15 protein-coding genes are annotated in these 20436 nt (G+C 72.0%); 5 read left to right on the plus strand and 10 right to left on the minus strand.

The window, feature by feature from the left end; all coding sequences use genetic code 11:
* Positions 1 to 4 precede the first annotated feature (4 nt).
* The 8 genes from MB828_RS39190 to MB828_RS39225 form a co-directional block, all read right to left on the minus strand.
* Positions 5 to 502, minus strand: a complete 498-nt coding sequence (locus MB828_RS39190; protein WP_133025163.1) for a hypothetical protein — start codon at positions 500 to 502, stop codon at positions 5 to 7.
* 67 nt (positions 503 to 569) lie between these two features.
* Positions 570 to 3317 carry an ATP-binding protein gene (locus MB828_RS39195; protein WP_301652321.1) on the minus strand — a complete coding sequence of 916 codons (2748 nt, stop codon included), beginning with the start codon at positions 3315 to 3317 and terminating at the stop codon, positions 570 to 572.
* A gap of 131 nt (positions 3318 to 3448) precedes the next feature.
* The gene (locus MB828_RS39200; protein WP_301652322.1) at positions 3449 to 4351 is read right to left on the minus strand and encodes a universal stress protein; all 903 of its coding nucleotides are present in this window, start codon (positions 4349 to 4351) and stop codon (positions 3449 to 3451) included.
* 147 nt (positions 4352 to 4498) lie between these two features.
* Positions 4499 to 4741, minus strand: coding sequence for a DUF397 domain-containing protein (locus MB828_RS39205; protein WP_046731270.1), 243 nt, complete (start codon positions 4739 to 4741; stop codon positions 4499 to 4501).
* Positions 4742 to 4824: 83 nt separating this feature from the next.
* Positions 4825 to 5991, minus strand: coding sequence for a thiolase domain-containing protein (locus MB828_RS39210; RefSeq protein ID WP_133025160.1), 1167 nt, complete (start codon positions 5989 to 5991; stop codon positions 4825 to 4827).
* Entirely contained in the window at positions 5988 to 7037 is a 1050-nt protein-coding gene (locus MB828_RS39215) for a thiolase domain-containing protein (RefSeq protein WP_301652323.1), read from the minus strand. Before MB828_RS39215 ends, MB828_RS39210 begins: the two co-directional genes overlap by 4 nt.
* Entirely contained in the window at positions 7034 to 7975 is a 942-nt protein-coding gene (locus MB828_RS39220; protein ID WP_301652324.1) for a Zn-ribbon domain-containing OB-fold protein, read from the minus strand. Before MB828_RS39220 ends, MB828_RS39215 begins: the two co-directional genes overlap by 4 nt.
* A 140-nt stretch (positions 7976 to 8115) precedes the next feature.
* Positions 8116 to 8916: a crotonase/enoyl-CoA hydratase family protein gene (locus MB828_RS39225; protein WP_301652325.1), complete on the minus strand. Its 801-nt coding sequence runs from the start codon at positions 8914 to 8916 to the stop codon at positions 8116 to 8118.
* Between the two features lie 186 nt (positions 8917 to 9102).
* Here MB828_RS39225 and MB828_RS39230 point away from each other — a divergent pair, with 186 nt between their 5' ends.
* Together MB828_RS39230 and MB828_RS39235 are read left to right on the plus strand one after the other, a co-directional pair.
* Positions 9103 to 10713 (plus strand): acyl-CoA synthetase, encoded by a 1611-nt coding sequence (locus tag MB828_RS39230; RefSeq protein WP_301652326.1) that lies wholly within the window; start codon positions 9103 to 9105, stop codon positions 10711 to 10713.
* A gap of 195 nt (positions 10714 to 10908) precedes the next feature.
* Positions 10909 to 12738 (plus strand): sulfatase, encoded by a 1830-nt coding sequence (locus tag MB828_RS39235; protein WP_301652327.1) that lies wholly within the window; start codon positions 10909 to 10911, stop codon positions 12736 to 12738.
* 4 nt (positions 12739 to 12742) lie between these two features.
* Here MB828_RS39235 and MB828_RS39240 read toward each other — a convergent pair whose 3' ends face one another.
* Complete coding sequence (locus tag MB828_RS39240) at positions 12743 to 13462, minus strand: class I SAM-dependent methyltransferase (RefSeq protein ID WP_301652328.1); 720 nt, start codon at positions 13460 to 13462, stop codon at positions 12743 to 12745.
* Between the two features lie 167 nt (positions 13463 to 13629).
* Complete coding sequence (locus tag MB828_RS39245; protein ID WP_301652329.1) at positions 13630 to 15132, minus strand: acyl-CoA synthetase; 1503 nt, start codon at positions 15130 to 15132, stop codon at positions 13630 to 13632.
* Between the two features lie 106 nt (positions 15133 to 15238).
* Here MB828_RS39245 and MB828_RS39250 point away from each other — a divergent pair, with 106 nt between their 5' ends.
* From MB828_RS39250 to MB828_RS39260, 3 genes are all read left to right on the plus strand, one after another.
* Positions 15239 to 17659, plus strand: coding sequence for a penicillin acylase family protein (locus MB828_RS39250; protein WP_301652330.1), 2421 nt, complete (start codon positions 15239 to 15241; stop codon positions 17657 to 17659).
* Positions 17660 to 17904: 245 nt separating this feature from the next.
* The gene (locus MB828_RS39255; protein ID WP_301652331.1) at positions 17905 to 19347 is read left to right on the plus strand and encodes a cytochrome P450; all 1443 of its coding nucleotides are present in this window, start codon (positions 17905 to 17907) and stop codon (positions 19345 to 19347) included.
* Entirely contained in the window at positions 19322 to 20338 is a 1017-nt protein-coding gene (locus tag MB828_RS39260; RefSeq protein ID WP_301652332.1) for a terpene synthase family protein, read from the plus strand. The genes MB828_RS39255 and MB828_RS39260 overlap by 26 nt, the downstream gene beginning before the upstream one ends.
* Positions 20339 to 20436: the final 98 nt, after the last annotated feature.

A 20436-nucleotide genomic window follows, 5' to 3' on the forward strand; every position in this document is an offset into this window, starting at 1 on the left:
TGTCTCAGCCCTGCTGGAAAAGCTCCGCGGGGAGCGGCTTCAGCAGGGCGTACAGGTCGTCCGTGATGGGCCGGTCCCAGGCGGCGATGGTGACGAGGACGCCGTCGCTGCGGTCGAACTGGACGCAGGAGATCCGGCTCTCGGAGAGCTTGAGCCGGCGCACGATCAGCAGGTTGTCGCCCTGGAGCACCGGCATGTCCTCGGTGCCGACGACGGTGACGTCCTCGTCGTTCTCCAGGGCCAGGAGGAGCTGGCCGACCTCGAACGGGACCTCGCCCTCCTCCACCTCGCGGGCCGGGGAGCCCTCGGGGAGGTTTCCGATGATCATCGCGGGGCCGCGGCCGCCGAAGAGGTCGTAGCGGAGGAAGACGCCCTGGCAGGTGCCGTCGGGGGCGGGCAGCAGCCCGGCTCCGAGGTTGCCGGGCCAGTCGCCCGGGTCCATGGCCAGTACGTCGAAGTCGGGGCCGGCGGGAGTGGCGCTGCGGCGACGGAGGAACGACATGCGGTCCATGGTACGGGGAGCCGCGCGTGCGGGGCCGTATGGACCGGTGGGTGGTTGCGGTGCGGTGTCAGGTGCGGGGCTGTGGAGGCTTGTCGCGCAGTTCCCCGCGCCCCTGGGAGGTTGGGCCCTGTGTCTGCTTCACAGCGGACGCCAGTTCGGCGCACGCGGTGGCTGCCACGGTGTCCGCTCCGCACTGCTCGGCTGCTTTCAGGCCCCTGCGGAGGTGGGCGGTGTCGTGGAGCTCCGTGCCCAGGGCGACCAGGGCGCAGGCCAGCTCGTAGGCGGCCGGGGAACGCTCCAGGTGGGCCACCGCTTCTTGCAGGTAGGTCACGCGGGCCGGACCCGTCGCCACCTCGGCGGCCGTGCGCAGCGCCTGGCCGATCGCCGACGGGGCGCCGAAGTGGCGGGCCCGGCTCACCGCTTCCAGGGCGGTGGTCAGGGCGCGCTCCGGTGCGTCGTGGGCCTCGGCCCGGGCCAGGTGGAGCTGCCAGGGGCACCAGGCCGGGTTGCGGATGCCGCGGGGTTCGAGGCGGCGGCCGGCCGCGGACAGCTCGGCCGCCGCGGCCTTGGTGAGGCCGCGGGCGAGGAGCAGCTCGCCGTAGACCGTCTGGGCGTCGGGGAAGACCACGGCCGCCGGGAACGGCTCCCGGAAGGAGTGGTCCTCGGCCAGCCGGGTGGCCTCGTCGGTGCGGCCGCGGGCGATCAGGGTCTGGATGAGGGTGCCCAGGGCGTACCAGTGGGCGGGCGTGCCGGGTCCGACGCGTTCGGCGAGGCGCAGCCCGGAGCGGGCGAGGTCCTCCGCCTCGGCGAGGCGGCCGCACCGGTAGCGGAGGTAGCCGAGGAGTGTGTAGGCGAAGGAGAGGTGTCCGCCGCGCCAGCCCTGGCGTTCGTAGTCGGCGATGCCGGCGGCGAACAGCTCCTCGGTGCGGTCGGGGCGGTCGGCGTACATGAAGGCGAGGGCGACCAGGACCGGGACCTCGAAGCCACGGTCCGCCTCGGCCCAGCCGAGGCCGCCGGCGAGGGCGCGTTCGGCGTGGCGCAGGGCGGTGTCGGCGGGTTCGCCGCGCTGGATCGCGTCCCAGGTGCGCAGCCCGATGATGTACCGCTCGGTGAGGTCGCGGCCCTGGAGGCGGTCGGCGAGCCTGGCCAGGCGGCGGGAGCGGGAGGGGTGGTCGGGTTCGTCGGCGCGGAAGGCGTCCCACATGAACTGTTCGGAGAGCATCCGCAGCCGGACCCGGGCGTCGTCGGTCAGCCGGATCTCGTGCGCGAGGGTCTCGGAGGCCTCGGCGAGCCGGTCGCTGTGGGCGAGGACCTGGGAGAGGCGGTAGACGATGCGGTGTCGCAGGGCGGGCTCGGCGATGGGTTCCTGGAGGGCGGCGCGGAGGTGGTTGACGGTGGTGGCCGGTTCGGTGAGCAGGGAGGCGCTGCCGAGTTCGTGGAGGACGGCGGCGCGTTCCGTGGCCGGCGGGGGTTCGCGCAGGGCGCGGGCCAGGTAGCGGCGGGCCGCGTCGGGGGCGCCCGCCCGGAGCGTCTCGCCGGCGGCGGCACGCAGCTGCCGCACGACCCAGGCGTCTCCCTCGGGGTGGGTTTCCAGGAGGTGGCGGGCGGCGGCGGTGGCGCCCTGCCCGTCGTCGGTCACGCACCAGGCGGCCTGGCCGTGCAGGGCGACGCGGGTGGCGGGCGGGATGGCCCGGTAGACGGCGGTGGCGATGAGCGGGTGGACGAACTCCAGGGTGTCGGCGCCGGTGAGGATGCGGGCGCCGCGCAGGGCGTCGGCGGCGTCGGCGGCCTCCTCGTGGCCGAGGCCGGCGACGGCGGCGGCCAGCGTGGGATGGATCTCGGTGCCGAGGACGGCGCAGGCCCAGGCGAAGCGGACGGCGGACGGGCCGAGGCGTTCGAGCCGGGTGATCAGTCCGCTGCCCTTCACGGCGGCGGCGAGGTCGCGCAGCAGGGGGGCGCCGGCCTCGGTGGGGTCCAGCCCCCGGTCGTGGACCTTGGCGGTGAGTTCGACGATCTCGAAGGGGTTGCCGGAGGTGACGGCCCAGGACTCGTGGCAGAAGGTGTCGTCGGCGTGGTCGCCGAGGCTTTCGCGCACCAGGCCGGCGACGGCGTCGGCGCTGAGCGGTTCCAGGTCGTGCGGCCGGCCGCCTGCCCGGCCGGGCAGGCGGCGGAACGACTCGGCGTGGTCCGGGAGTTCGTCGGGCCGGTAGGCGACGACGACGAGCAGCGGGAGTTGTTCGGCGCGGGGCGCGAACGCGGCGAGCCAGCCGAGGGATTCGGGGTCGGCCCAGTGCGCGTCGTCGAGGACGAGGACCATCGGGGCGCGGCGCACGGCGAGGTGGGTGAGCACCCAGTCGAGGCCGTCGCGCAGGCCCTGCTGGTCGGGCGGGGCGCCCTCGGTGGGGGCGCACAGGCCGAGGGCGGGGCCGACGATGTCGTACCAACTGCCCAGTGAGGCGCGGAGTTCGGCCTCGGGCGCACCCGCGAGGCGGGGTTGCAGGAGCTGGCGGGCGACGTGGAAGGCGACGCGCTGTTCCTGGTCGCCGCCGCGTGCGGACAGGACGGTGCAGCCCTGGGCGGTGGCACGCCGGCGGACCTCGGCGAGCAGGGTGGTCTTGCCGATCCCGGCGCGGCCGGCGAAGGCGAGCAGCGCACCGCGCGGACGGTCGTCGGGTGTCGTGCCGTCCGGGCGCTCCCCGGTCGGCCCGGTGCGCGCGGCGAGACCGGTGAGTTCGGCCAACGCCTCGTCGACGGCGGCGAGTTCGCTCTCACGTTCGTAGAGCGTCCGTCGGTTCCGCAGGACCCGCTGTCCCATGACCACCCCCCGCCACGGTGATGCGCGAGCGCGGGGAGCGGGCGCGCACCGTGGCTTGCAGGCAGCTCAGCGTACGCCTGACGAGGGTGATCCGCTCCCTACTGACGGTAACTGGCCGGTGGGCCTTGACATCACTGCTCGGGTGGCGAAGGGGGGACCACCGCGACCGGGCAGGCCGCGTGCAGCAGGACGGCGTGGGTGACGGAGCCCAGCATGCGGGCCGGTGCGAGCGGACGGCGGCGGTGCCGGCCGACGACGACCAGTTCGGCGTCCTTGGAGGCGGCCACCAGGAGCCCTGCCGCGTCACCGGGCAGCGCGCGGATCTCGGTCCACACGTTCGGGTGGTCCTCGAGGTGCGGGGCGAGGAAGCCCTCGGCGAGGGTACGGGTCTCCCGCTCGACCTCGCCCTGGTCGACGGTCGGCGCGACGAGGCTGCCCGCCGCGACCCAGGACAGGGCCGGCCACGGGTAGCCGGCGATCACCTGGAGCCGGACGCCCCGCCACGCGGCCTCCGCGAAGGCGAAGGCGAGGGTCGCGTCGTCGGGGCTGTCCACGTCCACGCCGACGACGACCCGGGGCCCGGGCTCGGTGGGCAGGTCCTCCCGCACCTCGCGTCCGGGCCGGGGTACGACGACCACCGGGCACCCGGCGTCGCGGGCGGCGGCCATGCCGTTGGAGCCCAGCAGCAGGCTCGCGAAGCCGCCGCGGCCCCGGGAGCCGAGCACCAGCAGCAGGCCGTCGGCGCCCAGTTCGGGCAGCAGTGCGGTCGGGGCGCCCTCCAGGGCGACGTACTCGACGGTGAGCGGCTCGGCGCCGGCGTCCAGCCGGTCGCGGACCTCGTCGAGCACCGGGTCGCCGGCCGCGTCGGGCTCGCCGGCGACCAGGACGTCCGGCTGTCCCCAGGCGGCGTACTGGCGTACGTGCACCACGCGCAGCGGTGCCTTCCGCTGCCGGGCCGCCGTCACCCCCCAGTCCAGGGCGCGCAGGCTGTCGTCCGACCCGTCCACCGCAGCGATGACCGGCGCAGTGCTCATCGTTACCTCACCTCCGGAATGTGACCTTCCCTTTCCGGGGCCAGCCTGTCTCAGGCGGCGGCCCCGGACGGGCGCTGCCGGTCACGTGTCCGGAAATCCTCGCGGAACACCGCCCGGTCCGCTCCGCGACGGGGACCGGGGCCGGCTTCAGGTGAGGTCGAACTCGCCCTCCCGGGCCCCCGACACGAAGGCACCCCATTCGGCGGGGGTGAAGATCAGGGAAGGGCTCTCCGGCCGGCCGCTGTTGCGCATCGCGATGAATCCCTCGACAAAGGCGATCTGGACATCCCCCCGGCCACGGCTGCTGGACTGCCAGTCGGCCCCGCTGAGGTCCAGCTCCGGCTTGTCCCAGCCCAGAACCGGCTGCTGCTGGATGGTGCTCTCGGCCACGTCCGTGCTCCTCCCGAATTCGTCGTCCGCGGCCAGCCTAGCTTTCGGTTCCGGCACCCAACAGGCCACGTGGACGGGTCCTTTCAGGAGTCGGGGGCAGCGGCGCCGACGAGCCACATCGAGAAGAACTGGGAGCCGCCGCCGTAGGCGTGCCCGAGCACCTTGCGCGCGCCGTCCACCTGGTGTTCTCCGGCTTGGCCGCGGACCTGGAGGGCCGCCTCGGCGAACCGGATCATGCCGGAGGCGCCGATCGGGTTGGTGGAGAGCACCCCGCCCGACATGTTGACGGGGAGGTCACCGTCGAGTTCCGTGACCCCCGATTCGGTGAGTTTCCAGCCCTCGCCCTCCTCGGCGAAGCCCAGGTTCTCCAGCCACATGGGCTCGTACCAGGAGAACGGCACGTACATCTCGACGGCGTCGATGTCCCGGCGCGGGTCGGCGATCCCCGCCTGCCGGTAGACGTCCGCGGCGCAGTCCTTCCCGGCCTGCGGGGACACCGCGTCCTTGCCGGCGAACAGGGTGGGTTCGCTGCGCATGGCACCGCCCAGCATCCAGGCCGGCGGTCTCGGGGCGCGCGCGGCTCCGGCGCGGTCGGTGAGGACCATGGCGCAGGCGCCGTCGGAGGAGGGGCAGGTCTCGGAGTAGCGGATGGGGTCCCACAGCATGGGGGACGCCTGGACCTTCTCCAGGGTGATGTCGTGTTCGTGGAGGTGGGCGTAGGGGTTCTTCAGGGCGTTGCGGCGGTCCTTGTAGGCGACCAGCGAGCCGACGGTGTCGGGGGCGCCGCTGCGCCGCATGTAGGCCCGGACGTGGGGTGCGAAGAACCCGCCCGCGCCGGCCAGCAGCGGCTGCTGGAAGGGAATCGGCAGGGAGAGCCCCCACATGGCGTTCGATTCGGACTGTTTCTCGAAGGCGAGGGTCAGCACCGTGGAGTGGACGCGGGCGGCGACGAGGTTGGCCGCGACCAGCGCGGTGGAGCCGCCCACCGACCCCGCGGTGTGGACCCGCAACATGGGCTTGCCCACCGCGCCGAGGGCGTCCGCCAGGTACAGCTCCGGCATCATCACGCCCTCGAAGAAGTCGGGGGCCTTGCCGATGACGACGGCGTCGATGTCGGCCCACGCCAACTCGGCGTCGTCCAGCGCCCGTCGCGCGGCCTCGCGGACGAGCCCCGCGATCGAGACGTCCCGCCGGGCCGCCACGTGCTTGGTCTGGCCGATCCCTACGACGGCCACGGGCTCCTTGCTCATCGCGGATCCCCTTCGAGTACGGCGACCAGGTTCTGCTGCAGGCAGGGGCCGGAGGTGGCGTGGGCGAGGGCGCGGTCGGACGCGCCGCGGTGGATGCGGGCGGCGGCCTCGCCGATGCGGATCAGACCGGCGGCCATGATCGGGTTGGCGGCCGACGCGCCGCCGGACGGGTTGACGCGCACGTCGTCGCCGATCCGCAGCGCCTTGCGCAGTACGACCTCCTGCGAGCTGAACGGGGCGTGCAGTTCGGCGGTGTCCACGGGCCGTTCGAAGGCGCCGGCCTTCTCGGCGGCGAGCCGCGCGGACGGCGAGTCGGTCAGGTCGCGGACGCCCAGGCCGTGGGCCTCGATGCGGTGGTCGATCCCCCGGATCCAGGCGGGCCGTTCGCACAGCTCCCGGGCCCGGTCCCCGGCCGCGAGGATCACGGCGGCGGCGCCGTCCCCGATCGGCGGGCAGTCACCGGTACGGAGGGGCCGCACGACGTACTCCCCCTGGGGCACCGGACCGCTCAGCTGGGCGTGGGGGTTGCCGGTGGCGTCGGCGCGGTTCCTGGCGCCCACGGCGGCCAGCGCCGGCTCGTCGGTCTCCCCCGCGTCGATCAGCGCCTGCGCCTGGAGGGCGGCCAGGGCGACGGAGTCCGGCCACAGGGGCGCCAGGTAGTAGGGGTCGAGCTGCCGGGTGAGCACGTCCCGGACGGAGCCGGGCGAGGACTTGCCGTAGGAGTAGACGAGCGCGGTGTCCGCGTCCCCGGTGAGCAGCTTGGTCCAGGCCTCGTACAGCGCCCAGGCGCCGTCCATCTCGACGTGCGACTCGGAGATCGGCGGCCAGGCGCCGACGCCGTCGAGGGCGAGCGTGAAGGAGAAGGCGCGGCCGGCCAGGTAGTCGCTGGACCCGGAGCAGGTGAAGCCGATGTCGGCGGTCCGCAGGCCGGTCTGGGCGAGTACGTCGTGCAGCACCGGCATCAGCATCTCCACCTCGGAGTGCTCGTCGCTGGTGCGCCGGTGGTCGGTCTGCGCGAAGGCGACCAGCGCGATGTCACGCGTCACAGCAGCTCCTTGTAGGTGTCGTAGTCCGCGTCGGGTTCGCCGGTGGGCCGGTAGTGGTCGGGGTAGCGGGCGCCCTCGGTCCACACCGGTTCGACCCGCAGGCCCATCCGCACCTGGTCGTAGGGGATGCCGCCGATCCGGCCGTGCAGGGCGAGGCCGGCGCCGTCCAGGGCGATGTGCGCGTAGACGTACGGCACCTCGATGTCGAGGTTCTTCGCCTTGATGTTGACGATGCAGAAGGTGGTGACCGTGCCCCCGGGCCCCACTTCCACCTGTTCCGATGTGGCCACCCCACATGTGGGGCAGGCACCCCTCGGGGGGACGTACACCTTCCGGCAGGAGGGGCAGCGCTCACCGAACGTCCGCTGTGTCGACAGGGCGTTGATGTAGGCGGTCTGGGCGCGGCCGGGCGAGTAGGTGTAGTCGAGGCGGGCGTGCGCGACGATGCCGGTGACCGGTTCCTCGAACTCCCCCGCGTGGACGGTGACGACGGTGTCCGCACCGTCGTACGGCTCGAAGCAGGCGATGTCGGTGATGGCGCCGGAGCGCTCCTCGGCCCAGCGGATCCGGACCCGCATGCCGGTGTGCACGGCGTCCGGCCCGGGGGCGTCGAGGGCGTGCAGCAGGGCGGTGTCGGCGCCGTCGAGCCGGACCAGCACCCAGGCGAAGGGCGTGGCGAGGGGCTGGCCGCGGCGGGGTTCGTGGTTCCAGGCCCACGTGGTGACGGTGCCGGTGGTGGCCACGTGGACGAGGTCGCGGATCTCCTCGGCGGTGACGGGGTCGTACTCGACGGGCGGCACGAGGACGCGGCCGTCGCCGGTCCTCACCCCGAGCACGATCCGCTCCCGCAGCCCGGTGAGAAAGGCACCCTGCACGGGCCCGAGGGAACGGGTGAACGGGAACTCGACGACGAGGGGAGCTTTGAGCACTTCGGGCATGGGGGCTCCTTTTTCACCGGGTAGGTGTGCAGCGCCCCGTAGGGGCGCCGGCGGTACCCCCGGCCGAAGGCTGGGGGAGGAACTGCGCGACCAGCCACATCCGGCCCGGGGACTGCGACGGACCTCCGACGCCGCTGAACTCACGCACGCTTGTAATCAGGGACCCGCTTCTCCGCGAACGCACGCGCCCCCTCCTTCGCATCGGCCGTGTCGAACACCGGCCACCCCCGCTTCAGCTCCGCCGCCAGCCCGTCGGCCTCCGTCAGCTCCGCCGTCTCGTACACCGACGCCTTCACCGCCTCGACCGCCAGCGGCCCGCACGCGTTGATCTGCCCGGCGATCTCCAGCGCCTTGTCCAGCGCGCTCCCGTCCGGCACGACATGCCCGACGAGCCCGATGTCAGCGGCCTCACGCGCGCTGTACGGCCGCCCCGTCAGCAGCATCTCCAGCGCGTGGGTGCGCGGGATCTGGCGTTGCAGCCGCACCGTGGAACCGCCGATCGGGAAGAGCCCGCGCCGGACCTCGAACAGACCGAAGGTCGCCGACTCCCCCGCGACCCGGATGTCGGTGCCCTGAAGGATCTCGGTGCCGCCCGCGACGCAGTACCCCTCGACTGCGGCGATCACCGGTTTGCGCGGGCGATGATGACGCAGCATCGCCTTCCAGTGCAGGTCCGGGTCGGCCTTCAGCCGGTCACGGAGGTGCTCCCCCGCCATGCCCTGTCCCGCCAGCGCCTTGAGGTCCATCCCGGCGCAGAAGGCACCGCCGGCCCCGGTGAGCACGATGGAGCGGACGTCGTCGTCCTCGTCGGCCTCGATCCAGCCGTCGTGGAGACCGACGAGCATGGAGATCGAGAGCGCGTTCTTCGCCTCGGGCCTGTTCAGCGTGAGCACCAGTGTGGCGCCCTCGCGCCGCACGGTGAGGTGTTCCGTGCCACCCATGGACCTCTCCCCTCTGCCGGAACGAGAACAGGTTGCAGTAGGGCGGAGGGCACTTCAAGGGTTTTCTGACAGACAGTCAGATTTCTTCGCACGAACCCTTCCCACTTGCCGCGCCCTTTGCTCTGATGACCGGCGAACCGACAGTTGCGCCTTTCTTCGTCATGGTTGCCGGGGTCAGGAGGAGCGGTGGAGTACAACCTTGCCGACCTGTTCGAGTCGGTCGTCGACGTGGCCGGTGACCGCGAGGCGCTCGTGTACATCGACCACCCCGGCACGGGCGCCGAGCGCCGGCTGACCTACGCGGAGCTGGACGAGGCCGCCAACCGCGTCGGCCACCATCTGATCGACAGCGGGTTCCGGCCGGGCGAACACCTCGGGCTGCACCTGTACAACGGGGTGGAGTACCTCCAGACGGTGCTCGGCTGCCTCAAGGCACGGGTCGTACCCGTCAATGTCAACTATCGCTATGTCGAAGAGGAGTTGGTGTACCTCTACCGGGACGCCGACCTGGTCGCGCTGGTCTTCGACGCGGAGTTCGAGGAGCGGGTGGCGGCGGCGCTGCCGCGGACCCCGAAACTGCGGCACCTGGTGCGGGTCGGCGAACCCGCCTCGGAGCTCAAGGCACTCGCGTTCCCGGAGGCAGAGGCCGCGGGGTCGCCCGGCCGCGGGTTCCCGGCGCGTTCGGCGGACGACCAGTTCATCATCTACACCGGCGGCACCACCGGGATGCCCAAGGGCGTGATGTGGCGTCAGGAGGACCTGTTCTTCGCCGGGCTGGGCGGTGGCGCACCGACCGGTGAGCCGGTCGGGCGGCCGGAGGAACTGGCCGAGCGGGTCGCGGCCGGCGGCACCGGGATCACCTTCTTCCCCACTCCCCCGCTGATGCACGGCACGTCCACCCTGACCAGCTTCATCGGCTTCAACTTCGGGCAACGCGTGGTGATCCACCGCAGGTTCGCGCCCGAGGAGGTGCTGCGGACGGTCGAGAAGGAGAAGGTGACCAGTATGTCGCTGGTCGGCGACGCGATGCTGCGGCCGCTGATCGACGCCCTCAAGGGGCCGATGAAGGGCACCGACTGCTCCGCCCTGTTCAGCGTCTCCTCGTCGGGCGCGATCCTCTCCGAGACCGTACGCCGGCAGTTCAGCGAACTCGTGCCGAACGCGGTGCTGTTGAACAACTTCGGCTCCTCCGAGTCCGGTTTCAACGGCACGGCGACCAACGACTCGGGGGCCGGCAGCCGCTTCCGGGTCCGGGTCAACTCGCGTACACAGGTGGTCGATCCGGCCACCCATGAGCCGGTGGCGGTGGGCGAGACCGGGCGGGTGGCACAGAGCGGCCATGTGCCGCTCGGGTACTACAACGACCCCGGGAAGACCGCCGAGACCTTCTTCGAGAAGGACGGCCGCCGCTGGGTGCTGCTGGGCGACATGGGGACGGTCGACGCGGACGGCGTGGTCACCGTCCTCGGCCGGGGTTCGCAGTGCATCAACACCGGGGGCGAGAAGGTGTACCCGGAGGAGGTCGAGCAGGCGCTGAAGTCGCATCCGGACGTGTACGACGCGTTGGTGGCCGGCGTGCCGGACGCGAAGTGGGGCAACCACGTGGCGGCGGTGGTGCAGTTGCGCGAGGGGGCGCCGCGTCCGTCACTGGCGGACATCCAGTCGCACTGCCGCACCCATCTCGCCGGGTACAAGATCCCGCGCCAGCTGGTGATCACGGAGACGGTGCAGCGGTCGCCGAGCGGGAAGGCAGACTACCGGTGGGCCCGGGAGGTGGCGGCCGCGGCGGACCGGTAGCGGCGAACCGGTAGCGGTGGTCCGGTAGCGGCGCCCGCAGGATGACGGGACGTGAGCCGGGCGTACTCTTTGCGCTCGGTTGACCCGGGCGGTTGAACGTCAGGTTACGTGCGACCGTACGCGAGGTTGGCGGTCGTGACCTGCGGATCCCGGGCCGCCGTGCCATCACCGGGCTCAGCACGGAAGGACGTACGGGTGTCGCACCTCACGCCCCCTCGCCAGCAACTGGACACGGACGCGGACGCGCCGGTCCCGGACCGGGCGGAGGAGGCATCACCCACACCGGCGGAACCCGCCCCCGAGGCGGCCGGCTCCGACACCGCCCCAGCCCCTGCCGGGGACGCGGCCGGAGCACCCGCCCAGGGTGCCGACGCGCCGACCCGCTGGTTCCGGCGGCGTCTGAACCCGCGCGCCGCGGCTGTCGTGCGGGTGGGTGCGAACGTGCTGGCCGGCGTGTTCGTGCTCGTCGCGATCCTCGTGCCCGACCGGCTCGACCGGTTCACCCTCCAGGGCTTCTTCCGCCTCCCCGTCGAAGCGCTCTTCCTCGCGATCCTCCTGCTGGCGCTGCCGTCGCGGGCACGGCGGATCGCGGCCGTCGTCACGGGCGCGCTGATCGGCCTGTCCACCGTTCTCAAGTGCCTCGACATGGGCTTCTACCAGACCCTGGCGCGGCCCTTCGACCTGGTCTTCGACTGGGTGCTCCTGACCGACGCGGCGGACTGGGTGAAGGACTCGTTCGGCCACACGGGCGAGATCCTCGCCGTGATCGGCGTGATCGTGCTGCTCATCGCCGTACTCGTGCTCAGCGCGCTCGCGATGGTGCGGCTGGCGGACATGATGGCCGGGCACCGCGCCGTGGCGGTGCGCACCACGCTCGTCCTCGGCGTCGTGTGGATCACCTGCTTCACGCTGGGCGTGCAGTTCGCCGGTGTCCCGGTCGCCACGAAGGGCTACAGCCAGTTCCTCGCCAACCGTGTGCAGTACGTCCGCGACGGGCTGGGGGACGCCGACGTCTTCAAGAAGCAGCTCGCCGTCGACGCCTACGCCGACACCCCGCCGAACCAGCTGCTGACCGGCCTGCGCGGCAAGGACGTGCTGTTCACCTTCATCGAGAGCTACGGCCGGGTGGCGATCGACGATCCGAAGATGGGGCCGGAGATCGACGCGACGCTCACGGCGGGGAACGCCCGGCTCAAGTCGGCCGGTTTCGCCGCGCAGAGCGGCTGGCTCAGGTCGCCCGTCACGGGCGCCGGCAGCTGGCTCGCCCACTCGACGTTCCTGTCCGGCCTGTGGATCAAGAACCAGCAGCGGTACCGGACCCTGACCACCGGTGACCACGCGACCCTCACCAAGTACTTCCAGAAGACCGGTGCCTGGCGCACCGTCGGTATCGTGCCGGGCGTGCGCAAGGCCTGGCCCGAGGGCAAGTACTTCGGCCTCGACCACATCTACGACTCCACGCACCTCGGGTACGAGGGCCCGTACTTCAGCTGGACGCCGGTGCCGGACCAGTTCAGCCTGGAGGCCTTCCAGAAGCTGGAGCACGGGAAGAAGAACCGCGACCCGATCATGGCGGAGATCATCCTGGCCTCCAGCCACAACCCCTGGTCGCCCATCGCGCACATCATCGACTGGAGGGACCTCGGCAACGGCAGGATCTTCTACAAGATCAAGAAGGAGGGCACCAACCCCACGGAGGTCTGGAAGAGCGCGCAGCGGGTGCGGACCGAGTACCGCAAGGCGATCCAGTACTCCCTGGACAGCCTGACCCAGTGGATGCAGCGGTACGGCGACGACAACACCGTCCTGGTGTTCCTCGGCGACCACCAGCCCGTCCCGACGGTCACCGGCGGCACCGCCAACAAGGACGTGCCCGTCACCATCGTCGCCCGCGACCCGAAGGTCCTGAAGCGGGTCTCCGGGTGGGGCTGGACGGACGGGCTGAAGCCCGCGGACAACGCCCCGGAGTGGGCCATGGACCAGTTCCGGGACCGCTTCCTGAAGGCGTTCGGGCCGCAGGGCTGAGGTCTCAGGGGGGCGTCGCGGGCTTGGTCACCCGGAACGCGAACTGGCCGCAGAACATGAGCTTGCGCAGGTTCACCAGGGCCGTCCGCCGGTCGCCGGTGCGGGCCCAGGCGTCGATCTCCGTGTTGAGCGGCGACTCCCGCTGCCAGAACCGGCCGTACTCCCGTTTCCGGCTGTCGTGGTAGCTGCGCATGATCAGGGTCACGCCGTCGAGCGAGGGCCGGATCTCCTCCAGGGTGAGTCCGGCCTCCTCGACCAGCACCCGGAACCCGTACGGCGTGTAGTTCCACAGGCTGAAGGAGTGGTACGGCTCGAACTGGGAGGTGCTGCCGATGAGCAGCCCTCCCGGCCGCAGCACCCTGCCCACCTCCGCGAGCAGCTCCCTGGGCCGGGCGACGTGCTCGAAGACCTGGTGCGAGTACACGAGCGGCACGGCGTCCGAGCGGAACGGCATGTTGACGCCGTCGAAGTAGACCACCGCGTCGCCGCCGGGCGTGCGCTGTGCGGCCTCCGGGGAGTCGCGGATGTCCAGTCCCACCCACCGGACCCGGGGGTCGTGGCTGCGGAAGAGTGCGGCCGAGGCGCCGCGTCCGCAGCCGAGGTCGACCACCCGGTCCGGTGCCCGCGGGCCCCTCATGGCCTCGTCGAGGTAGTAGCGGGAGGTCACCTGCCGGGCGTGATCGTCGGGGATGCAGTCGTGCATGAGTTCCCACAGGGTCGACATGACCTTCACGCTACGAAGCCGCGCTCCTCCGGGCCGCGTACCGGTGCCCGTTCGGCACGGCCGTCATCCCAAGGGACGAACGGGGCGCCGCGGACGGCGCAGGCGCCAGGGCACGGACGCCGGACAGGTCGTGGTACGGCCACAGTCCCCCGGCCAGAGCCGGGTCCTCAGGACGCGGGGCCGAACCGGTCGCGCAGCTCTCGCTTCAGGATCTTGCCGCTGGCGTTGCGGGGCAGCTCGGTCACGAACAGGATCCGCTTCGGTGCCTTGAAGGCGGGCAACCGCTCCTTCACGTGGGCGATCAGGGCGGCCTCGTCGATCTCGCCGCGCGGCACGACCACCGCCGTGACCGCCTCGACCCACCGCTCGTCGGGCAGGCCGATGACGGCGGCCTCGGCGACCGCCTCGTGGGTGTAGAGGGCGTCCTCGACCTGTCGTGAGGCGACCAGTACGCCACCGGAGTTGATGACGTCCTTGACCCGGTCGACGATCGTGAAGTAGCCGTCGGAGTCGCGGACCGCGAGGTCGCCGGAGTGGAACCAGCCGTCCCGGAAGGCCTCCTCGGTCTCCTCGGGTTTCCGCCAGTAGCCGTCGCACAGCTGCGGCGAGCGGTACACGATCTCACCGGGTGTGCCGTCGGGAACGTCCCGGCCGTCCTCGTCGACCACGCGGGCCTCCACGAACAGCACGGTGCGGCCGCAGGAGTCCAGCCGCCCCTTGTGCTCCTCGGGGGCGAGCACGGTGGCCAGCGGTCCGATCTCGCTCTGCCCGAAGCAGTTGAACAGGGCCAGTTTCGGGAGCCGTTCCCGCAGCCGTTCGAGGACGGGCACCGGCATGACCGACGCCCCGTAGTAGGCCTTGCGCAGTCCGCCGAGGTCGCGGGTGGCGAAGTCGGGCCGGTTGGCCAGGCCGATCCACACGGTGGGCGGTGCGAACAGGCTGTCCACGCGCCCGGCTTCGATCAGGTCGAACAGGGTGTCGCCGTCCGGGGCGGCCAGGATGACGTTGGTCGCGCCGACCGCCAGGTAGGGCAGCAGGAAGACGTGCAGCTGGGCGGAGTGGTAGAGCGGCAGGGCGTGCGCGGGCCGGTCCCCGGCGCTCAGGTCGAGGGCGGCGATCGCGCTCAGGTACTCGTGCACCAGCGCCCGGTGGCTCATCATCGCCCCCTTGGGCAGCGCCGTGGTCCCCGAGGTGTACAGCAGCTGCACCAGGTCCTCGGCGCGCGGCTCCGGACCGTCGTACGGCGCCGCCCGCGCCAGCAGGACGGGCAGCGAGTCCTCGGCGTCCCGCAGCGGCAACACCCGTACCGTGTCCGGGAGTCGTCCGGCGAGGTCGGGGTCGGCCAGCACCAGCGAGCTGCCCGACTGCTCGACGATGTACGCGAGGTCGTCGCCGGTCAGGTTCTGGTTCACCGGCACGTGCACCAGACCGGCGCGGGCGCAGGCGAGGAAGGCGATCAGGTAGGCGTCGGAGTTGTGCCCGTAGGCCGCGACCCGGTCGCCGCGGTCGAGGCCCTGGCCGAGCAGGACGCTCGCCGCGCGTGAGACGGCGTCGTCGAGTTCCTGGTACGTCCAGCGCCGTTCGCCGTACTCCACCGCCACCCGTGCGGGGGTGCGTCGGGCACTGCGTCGCAGCACCCCGTCAACCGTGCTGCCCTGTCCCTGCGTCATGGCTCATGATCCTCTGTCCGTCGCACGGGCAGGTCAAGCACCATCGAAGCGCACACGCACAGCGTTCCTCAACCGCTCCTTCACGCAACGACGTTGGGAGGCACAGATGCGCACCACCCGTCTGAGACGACTGCTCGTCGCAGCCGTCGCACTGCTCACCGCATCGGCCGCGTTACCGGCCGCCGCGGCCGAACGGCCGGTCCGCCAGGACCGTCCCTCGCACGGCGGTCTGTCCGCCGTCATCCGCTACACCGAGTACGGCGTTCCGCACATCCTCGCCAAGGACTACGCCGACCTGGGCTTCGGCACCGGCTGGGCCCAGGCCGCCGACCAGGTCTGCACGCTCGCCGACGGCTTCGTCACGCTGCGCGGCGACCGTTCGCGCTATTTCGGCGCCGACGCCGGGACCGACCTGTCGCTGTCGTCGGCCGCCACCAACCTCTCCAGCGACCTGTACTTCCGGGGCGTACGGCGGGCCGGGACGGTGGCGAAGCTGCTCGCCGAACCGGCACCGCTGGGTCCGAGCCGGCAGGTGCGGGACCTGATGCGGGGCTTCGCCGCCGGGTACGACGCCTGGCTGGCGCGGCACCGGATCACCGACCCCACCTGCCGGGGCGCGGCCTGGGTGCGGCCGATCAGCACCCTGGACGTGGCCACCCGCTTCTACGCCCTGTCGGTGCTGGGCGGCCAGGGCGGTGCCGTGGACGAGATCACCGCGGCGCAGCCGCCCACCGGCGCCACCGGGGCCACCGGGGCCACCCGGGACGTCGACGCCGCGGCCCTGATCAAGGCCGTGCGGGCGCGGACCGCCGCCGACTCCGACATGGGGTCGAACGCGGTCGCCTTCAGCGGCGCGACCACGGCGAACGGCCGGGGTCTGCTGCTGGGCAACCCGCACTACCCCTGGCAGGGCGGACGCCGGTTCTGGCAGTCGCAGCAGACCATTCCCGGCGAACTCGACGTCGCGGGCGCCTCGTTGCTGGGCTCGCCGACGATATCCATCGGCTACAACGCACATGTGGCGTGGAGCCACACCGTCGCGACGGGCGTCCCCTTCAACCTGACCCGGCTCACCCTCGCCCCGTCCGACCCCACCGTCTACCTGGTCGACGGCAAGCCGGAGCACATGTCGAAACGGACCGTGACCGTCCAGGTCGAGGGCGGCGCGCCGGTCACCCGCACCCAGTGGTGGACGCGGTACGGCCCGGTCGTCGCCGATCCCGACGGCCAGCCGGCGCTGCCCTGGACGGCGACGACGGCGTACGCGTTCAACGACCCCAACGCCGCCAACTTCCGGTTCGCCGACACCTCGCTCGGCTTCGCCAAGGCCCGTTCCACGGCGGGCATCGCCGACTCCCTCGACCGGCACCAGGGTCTTCCGTGGGTGAACACGGTCGCCGCGGACTCCTCCGGACACACGCTGTACACGCAGTCGCAGGTGCTGCCCCGGATCACCGACGCGCTGGCCGCGGACTGCTCCACCGACCTCGGGGGACTCACCTACCCGCAGGCGGGGCTCGCGGTCCTCGACGGCTCGCGGAGCGCCTGCACGCCGGGCAGCGATCCGGACGCCGTCCAGCCCGGGATCTTCGGGCCGTCCCGGATGCCCGTCCTGAAGGACGCGCCGTACGCGGAGAACTCCAACGACAGCGCCTGGCTGGCCAACGCCGACCGGCCGCTCACCGGGTACGAGCGGATCTTCGGCGCCATCGGGACGCCGCGTTCGATGCGGACCCGGGGCGCGCTCGAGGACGTGTCCGCGATGGCGAAGCGGGGCGGGCTGACCGTGCGGGACCTCCAGGCCCAGGAGTTCACGAACCGGGCGCCCGCGGGCGACCTGGCGGCGGCCGACACGGCGAAGGCGTGTGCCGCCCTGCCCGGCGGCAGCGCGAAGGGCTCCGACGGCAGCTCCGTCGACGTCTCCGCCGCCTGTCCGGTGCTGGCGTCCTGGGACCGGACGATGAACACGGACAGCAGGGGCGCCCTGCTCTTCGACCGTTTCTGGCGGAAGCTGACCTCCTCGGTGGCGCCGGCCCAGCTCTGGAAGGTGCCGTTCTCGGCGGCCGATCCGGTGCGCACGCCGAACACGCTCGACACCGCGAACCCGGGCTTCGCGACGGCCCTGGCCGACGCCGTCGGCGAACTGCGCGCGGCCGGGATCGCTCTTGACGCCCCGCTCGGGCAGCACCAGTTCGTGGTCCGCGGCGGCCGCCACATCGCCGTGCCGGGCGGCACGGAGCGGCTGGGGGTCTGGAACAAGGTGGAGGCGGTCTGGAGCCCGGCCCAGGGCGGCTACACGGAGGTGACCACCGGGTCGAGCCACATCGAGGCGGTCGGCTGGGACGGCAGCGGCTGCCCGGTGGCCCGCACCCTGCTGACGTATTCACAGTCCTCGAACCCCGACTCGCCGCACCACAGCGACCAGACCCGGTTGTTCTCGGCCGAGAGATGGGTGACCGCGCGGTTCTGTGAGAAGGACATCCTGTCGTCACCGGTGCTGCGATCGGTCCGCGTGCACCAGCGCTGAGGATGTGTGGTCCCGTTCCTCATGGGGCGGGACCACACCCGTGTGACGGGCGCGACCACGGGTGCATACGGAATGCGCCAAAATCCGCTTCACAAAGGATGTTTTGCTTCTGCGTGCTTCCGTGCGCCCCTTTGAAGAAAGGTTTCCGGAAACCGGCAACAGCTCAACTGGGCAGGACTTGTCTCGGACATCAAGTCCACAGCGGATACGCTCATTTCGCATGTCCAGTCGGGCAGGAGGTTTTCATGAACCGCGCTGCGCCTGAACAAAAACGAACATGGACGACAGGTACTGCTCCCGGCATATTCCCGCTCTTCGGCCACGGTATCGCCTTCTACCGGCGACCGCTGGCGTTTCTGAATTCTTTGCCCGCGTACGGGGATCTGGTCGAGATACGACTGGGCCCCCAGCGCGCCTGGATGGTGTGCCGTCCCGAGCTGGCCCACGAGGTGCTCATGGATCCGCACACCTTCGACAAGGGGGGCCCGCTGTACGACAGGCTCGGGAGACTGATGGGGGACGGCCTCGTCACCTGCCGCCAGCCGGACCACCGGGAGAAGCGCCGCCTGCTGCAGCCCGCCTTCCGCCCCGGGCGGGTGCCCGCGTACACGGACCTGGTCACGGTGGAGGCCGAGGCGGTGGCCCGCGGCTGGCCGGCGGGGCAACGGGTCGCGGTGACCGAGGCCATGATGTCCCTGACGACCCGCGTGATCAGCCGGGTCCTCCTCTCCGACTCCCTGGACGCGGCGAGGACCGCCGCGGTGCGGGACTGCCTCACGGACGTCGTCCGCGGCCTGTTCGTCCGCACGGTCGTGCCGATCGACGCCCTGTTCCGGATCCCGACCCCGGCCAACCGCCGCTACCGGCGCGCGCTGGACCGTCTGCACGCCCTCATCGACACGGTGATCGCCGAGCGGCGCCGGGGCACCGACCGCGACGACGTGCTGGGCACCCTGCTGGCGGCCACCCGCGGGGCCGGCGCGGCACCCGCCGTCACCGACCAGGAGGTCCACGACCACCTGATCACCCTGCTGCTCACGGGCGCCGAGACCCTGGCCCTCACCCTGGCGGCCGCCTTCGCGCTGCTGGCCCGCCATCCGGACGCGGAGCGTCGCCTGCACGCCGAACTCGACTCCGTCCTCGCCGACGGCCGGCTCCCCGGTCCCGACGACCTGCCGCGCCTCGTGCACACCCGCTGCGTGGTCTCCGAGACGCTGCGCCACTCGTCCCCCGGCTGGCTCTTCACCCGGGTGACCACCAAGGAGACGGAACTCGCGGGACGCCGGCTGCCCGCGGGAGCAGCCGTGCTGTACAGCCCCTACCTCCTCCACCACGACCCGGCGTCGTTCCCCGACCCCGAGCGCTTCGACCCCGGCCGCTGGCTGCCGGGGCGGCCCACCCCGGAACAGCGCCGCGCGATGATGCCGTTCTCGGCGGGCAGCCGCAAATGCCTCGGCGACGAGTTCGCCATGGCCGAGGCCACGCTGGCGCTCGCGACCATCGCCGCGCGCCGACGGCTGCGCCATCTGCCGGGACACGTCGAACGGCCGCCGCGCCCCGGCATCACGATGGGGCCGCGCGCGCTGGTCATGGTCTGCGAGACCCGCTCACCCGTGCCCCCGACGGCAGCCCCTCGCAGCGCACCGGAACCAGGAACGGCAGGTGACCACGTTGTCGACCACGCATGAGGAAATCGCGCTCGCCGCACCGGACGGAACACCGGTCCCCAACCTCAGGGACCTGATCGACGCCCACCTCCACATGCCCTTCCCGTTCCGGCGCAACCCGCACGAGGCCGAGGCGGCGGCCGGGGTGGACGCCTGGCTGAACGAGTGGGGGCTGACCGACGAGCCAGGGGTGGCGGCGATGATCCACCACACCAGGCCGACGGAACTGGCGTCGTTGACCAGCCCCGCCGTGGACGCGGATCTGCTGCGGATCGTGGCCTGTCAGATCGCCTATCAGTTCGTCTTCGACGACCATGCGGAGGCCGTCGGCCGACGCTCCCCGGGCCGACTGCTGCCGGTGCTGTGCGAGAGCGTCGAGATCCTGCGGGGCGACCGGCCGCCCAGTACCCCGCTCGGGGCTGCCCTCGCCGACCTCCACCGACAGGTCCGGGAGCGGTGCACACCCGAGCAGGCGGCGCGATGGGCCTGGAAGAGCCGTGAGTACGTGCACGGTCTGCTGTACGAAGCGGTGGCGCAGGCCCACCCCTTCCTTCTGAGGACGGAGAACTGCACCTCGATCCGCTCGCTGACGGCCGGTGTCGAGCCCTTCTATCCGCTGTACGAGGCCGCTCAGTCACCCGGGCCGACCGTCACCGAACCCCACCGTCCCGACGTACAGCGGCTCGGTCGGCTCTCGTCCGACACGGCGGTGTGGACGGCCGACCTGTTCTCGGCGGTGAAGGAACAACGCGCGGGCGAGATGATCAACCTGGCACTGGCCCGCCGGCGCGAGCACGGATGCTCCCTGCAGGACGCCGTCCTGTTGGCCATCCGGGAGATCAACGGCACGATCGAGGAGTTCGAAAGGCTCCGTGCCGAGGTGGAACCGGAATTGAGTCCCGCGGGCCTCGGCTGTCTACAGGGCATGATCGGCTGGATGCGCGGGTGCTACGACTGGTCCCGCGCCGTACCACGCTACGCGGATGTGGTGTCGGTGCCCGCCGTGCCATAAGGGTTACCGGGACACTCCCGGGACGACCGCCGGGAAAAGCCCATTCGGCCCTCCTACCCGGTGCGCGGGCATTTTCCCATCCACTGTTCATGATTCAC

The sequence above is a fragment of the Streptomyces arenae genome (genome assembly GCF_022343545.1).
Classification (GTDB): Bacteria; Actinomycetota; Actinomycetes; order Streptomycetales; family Streptomycetaceae; genus Streptomyces; species Streptomyces humi.

Bases quoted from the DNA above. Each gene is read 5' to 3' on its own strand.
- MB828_RS39245 (WP_301652329.1), bottom strand. From the start codon at position 15,132: ATGACGCAGGGACAGGGCAGCACGGTTGACGGGGTGCTGCGACGCAGT.
- MB828_RS39190 (WP_133025163.1), bottom strand. From the start codon at position 502: ATGTCGTTCCTCCGTCGCCGCAGCGCCACTCCCGCCGGCCCCGACTTC.
- MB828_RS39225 (WP_301652325.1), bottom strand. From the start codon at position 8,916: ATGGGTGGCACGGAACACCTCACCGTGCGGCGCGAGGGCGCCACACTG.
- MB828_RS39255 (WP_301652331.1), top strand. From the start codon at position 17,905: ATGAACCGCGCTGCGCCTGAACAAAAACGAACATGGACGACAGGTACT.
- MB828_RS39240 (WP_301652328.1), bottom strand. From the start codon at position 13,462: ATGTCGACCCTGTGGGAACTCATGCACGACTGCATCCCCGACGATCAC.
- MB828_RS39220 (WP_301652324.1), bottom strand. From the start codon at position 7,975: ATGCCCGAAGTGCTCAAAGCTCCCCTCGTCGTCGAGTTCCCGTTCACC.
- MB828_RS39210 (WP_133025160.1), bottom strand. From the start codon at position 5,991: ATGAGCAAGGAGCCCGTGGCCGTCGTAGGGATCGGCCAGACCAAGCAC.
- MB828_RS39200 (WP_301652322.1), bottom strand. From the start codon at position 4,351: ATGAGCACTGCGCCGGTCATCGCTGCGGTGGACGGGTCGGACGACAGC.
- MB828_RS39195 (WP_301652321.1), bottom strand. From the start codon at position 3,317: ATGGGACAGCGGGTCCTGCGGAACCGACGGACGCTCTACGAACGTGAG.
- MB828_RS39250 (WP_301652330.1), top strand. From the start codon at position 15,239: ATGCGCACCACCCGTCTGAGACGACTGCTCGTCGCAGCCGTCGCACTG.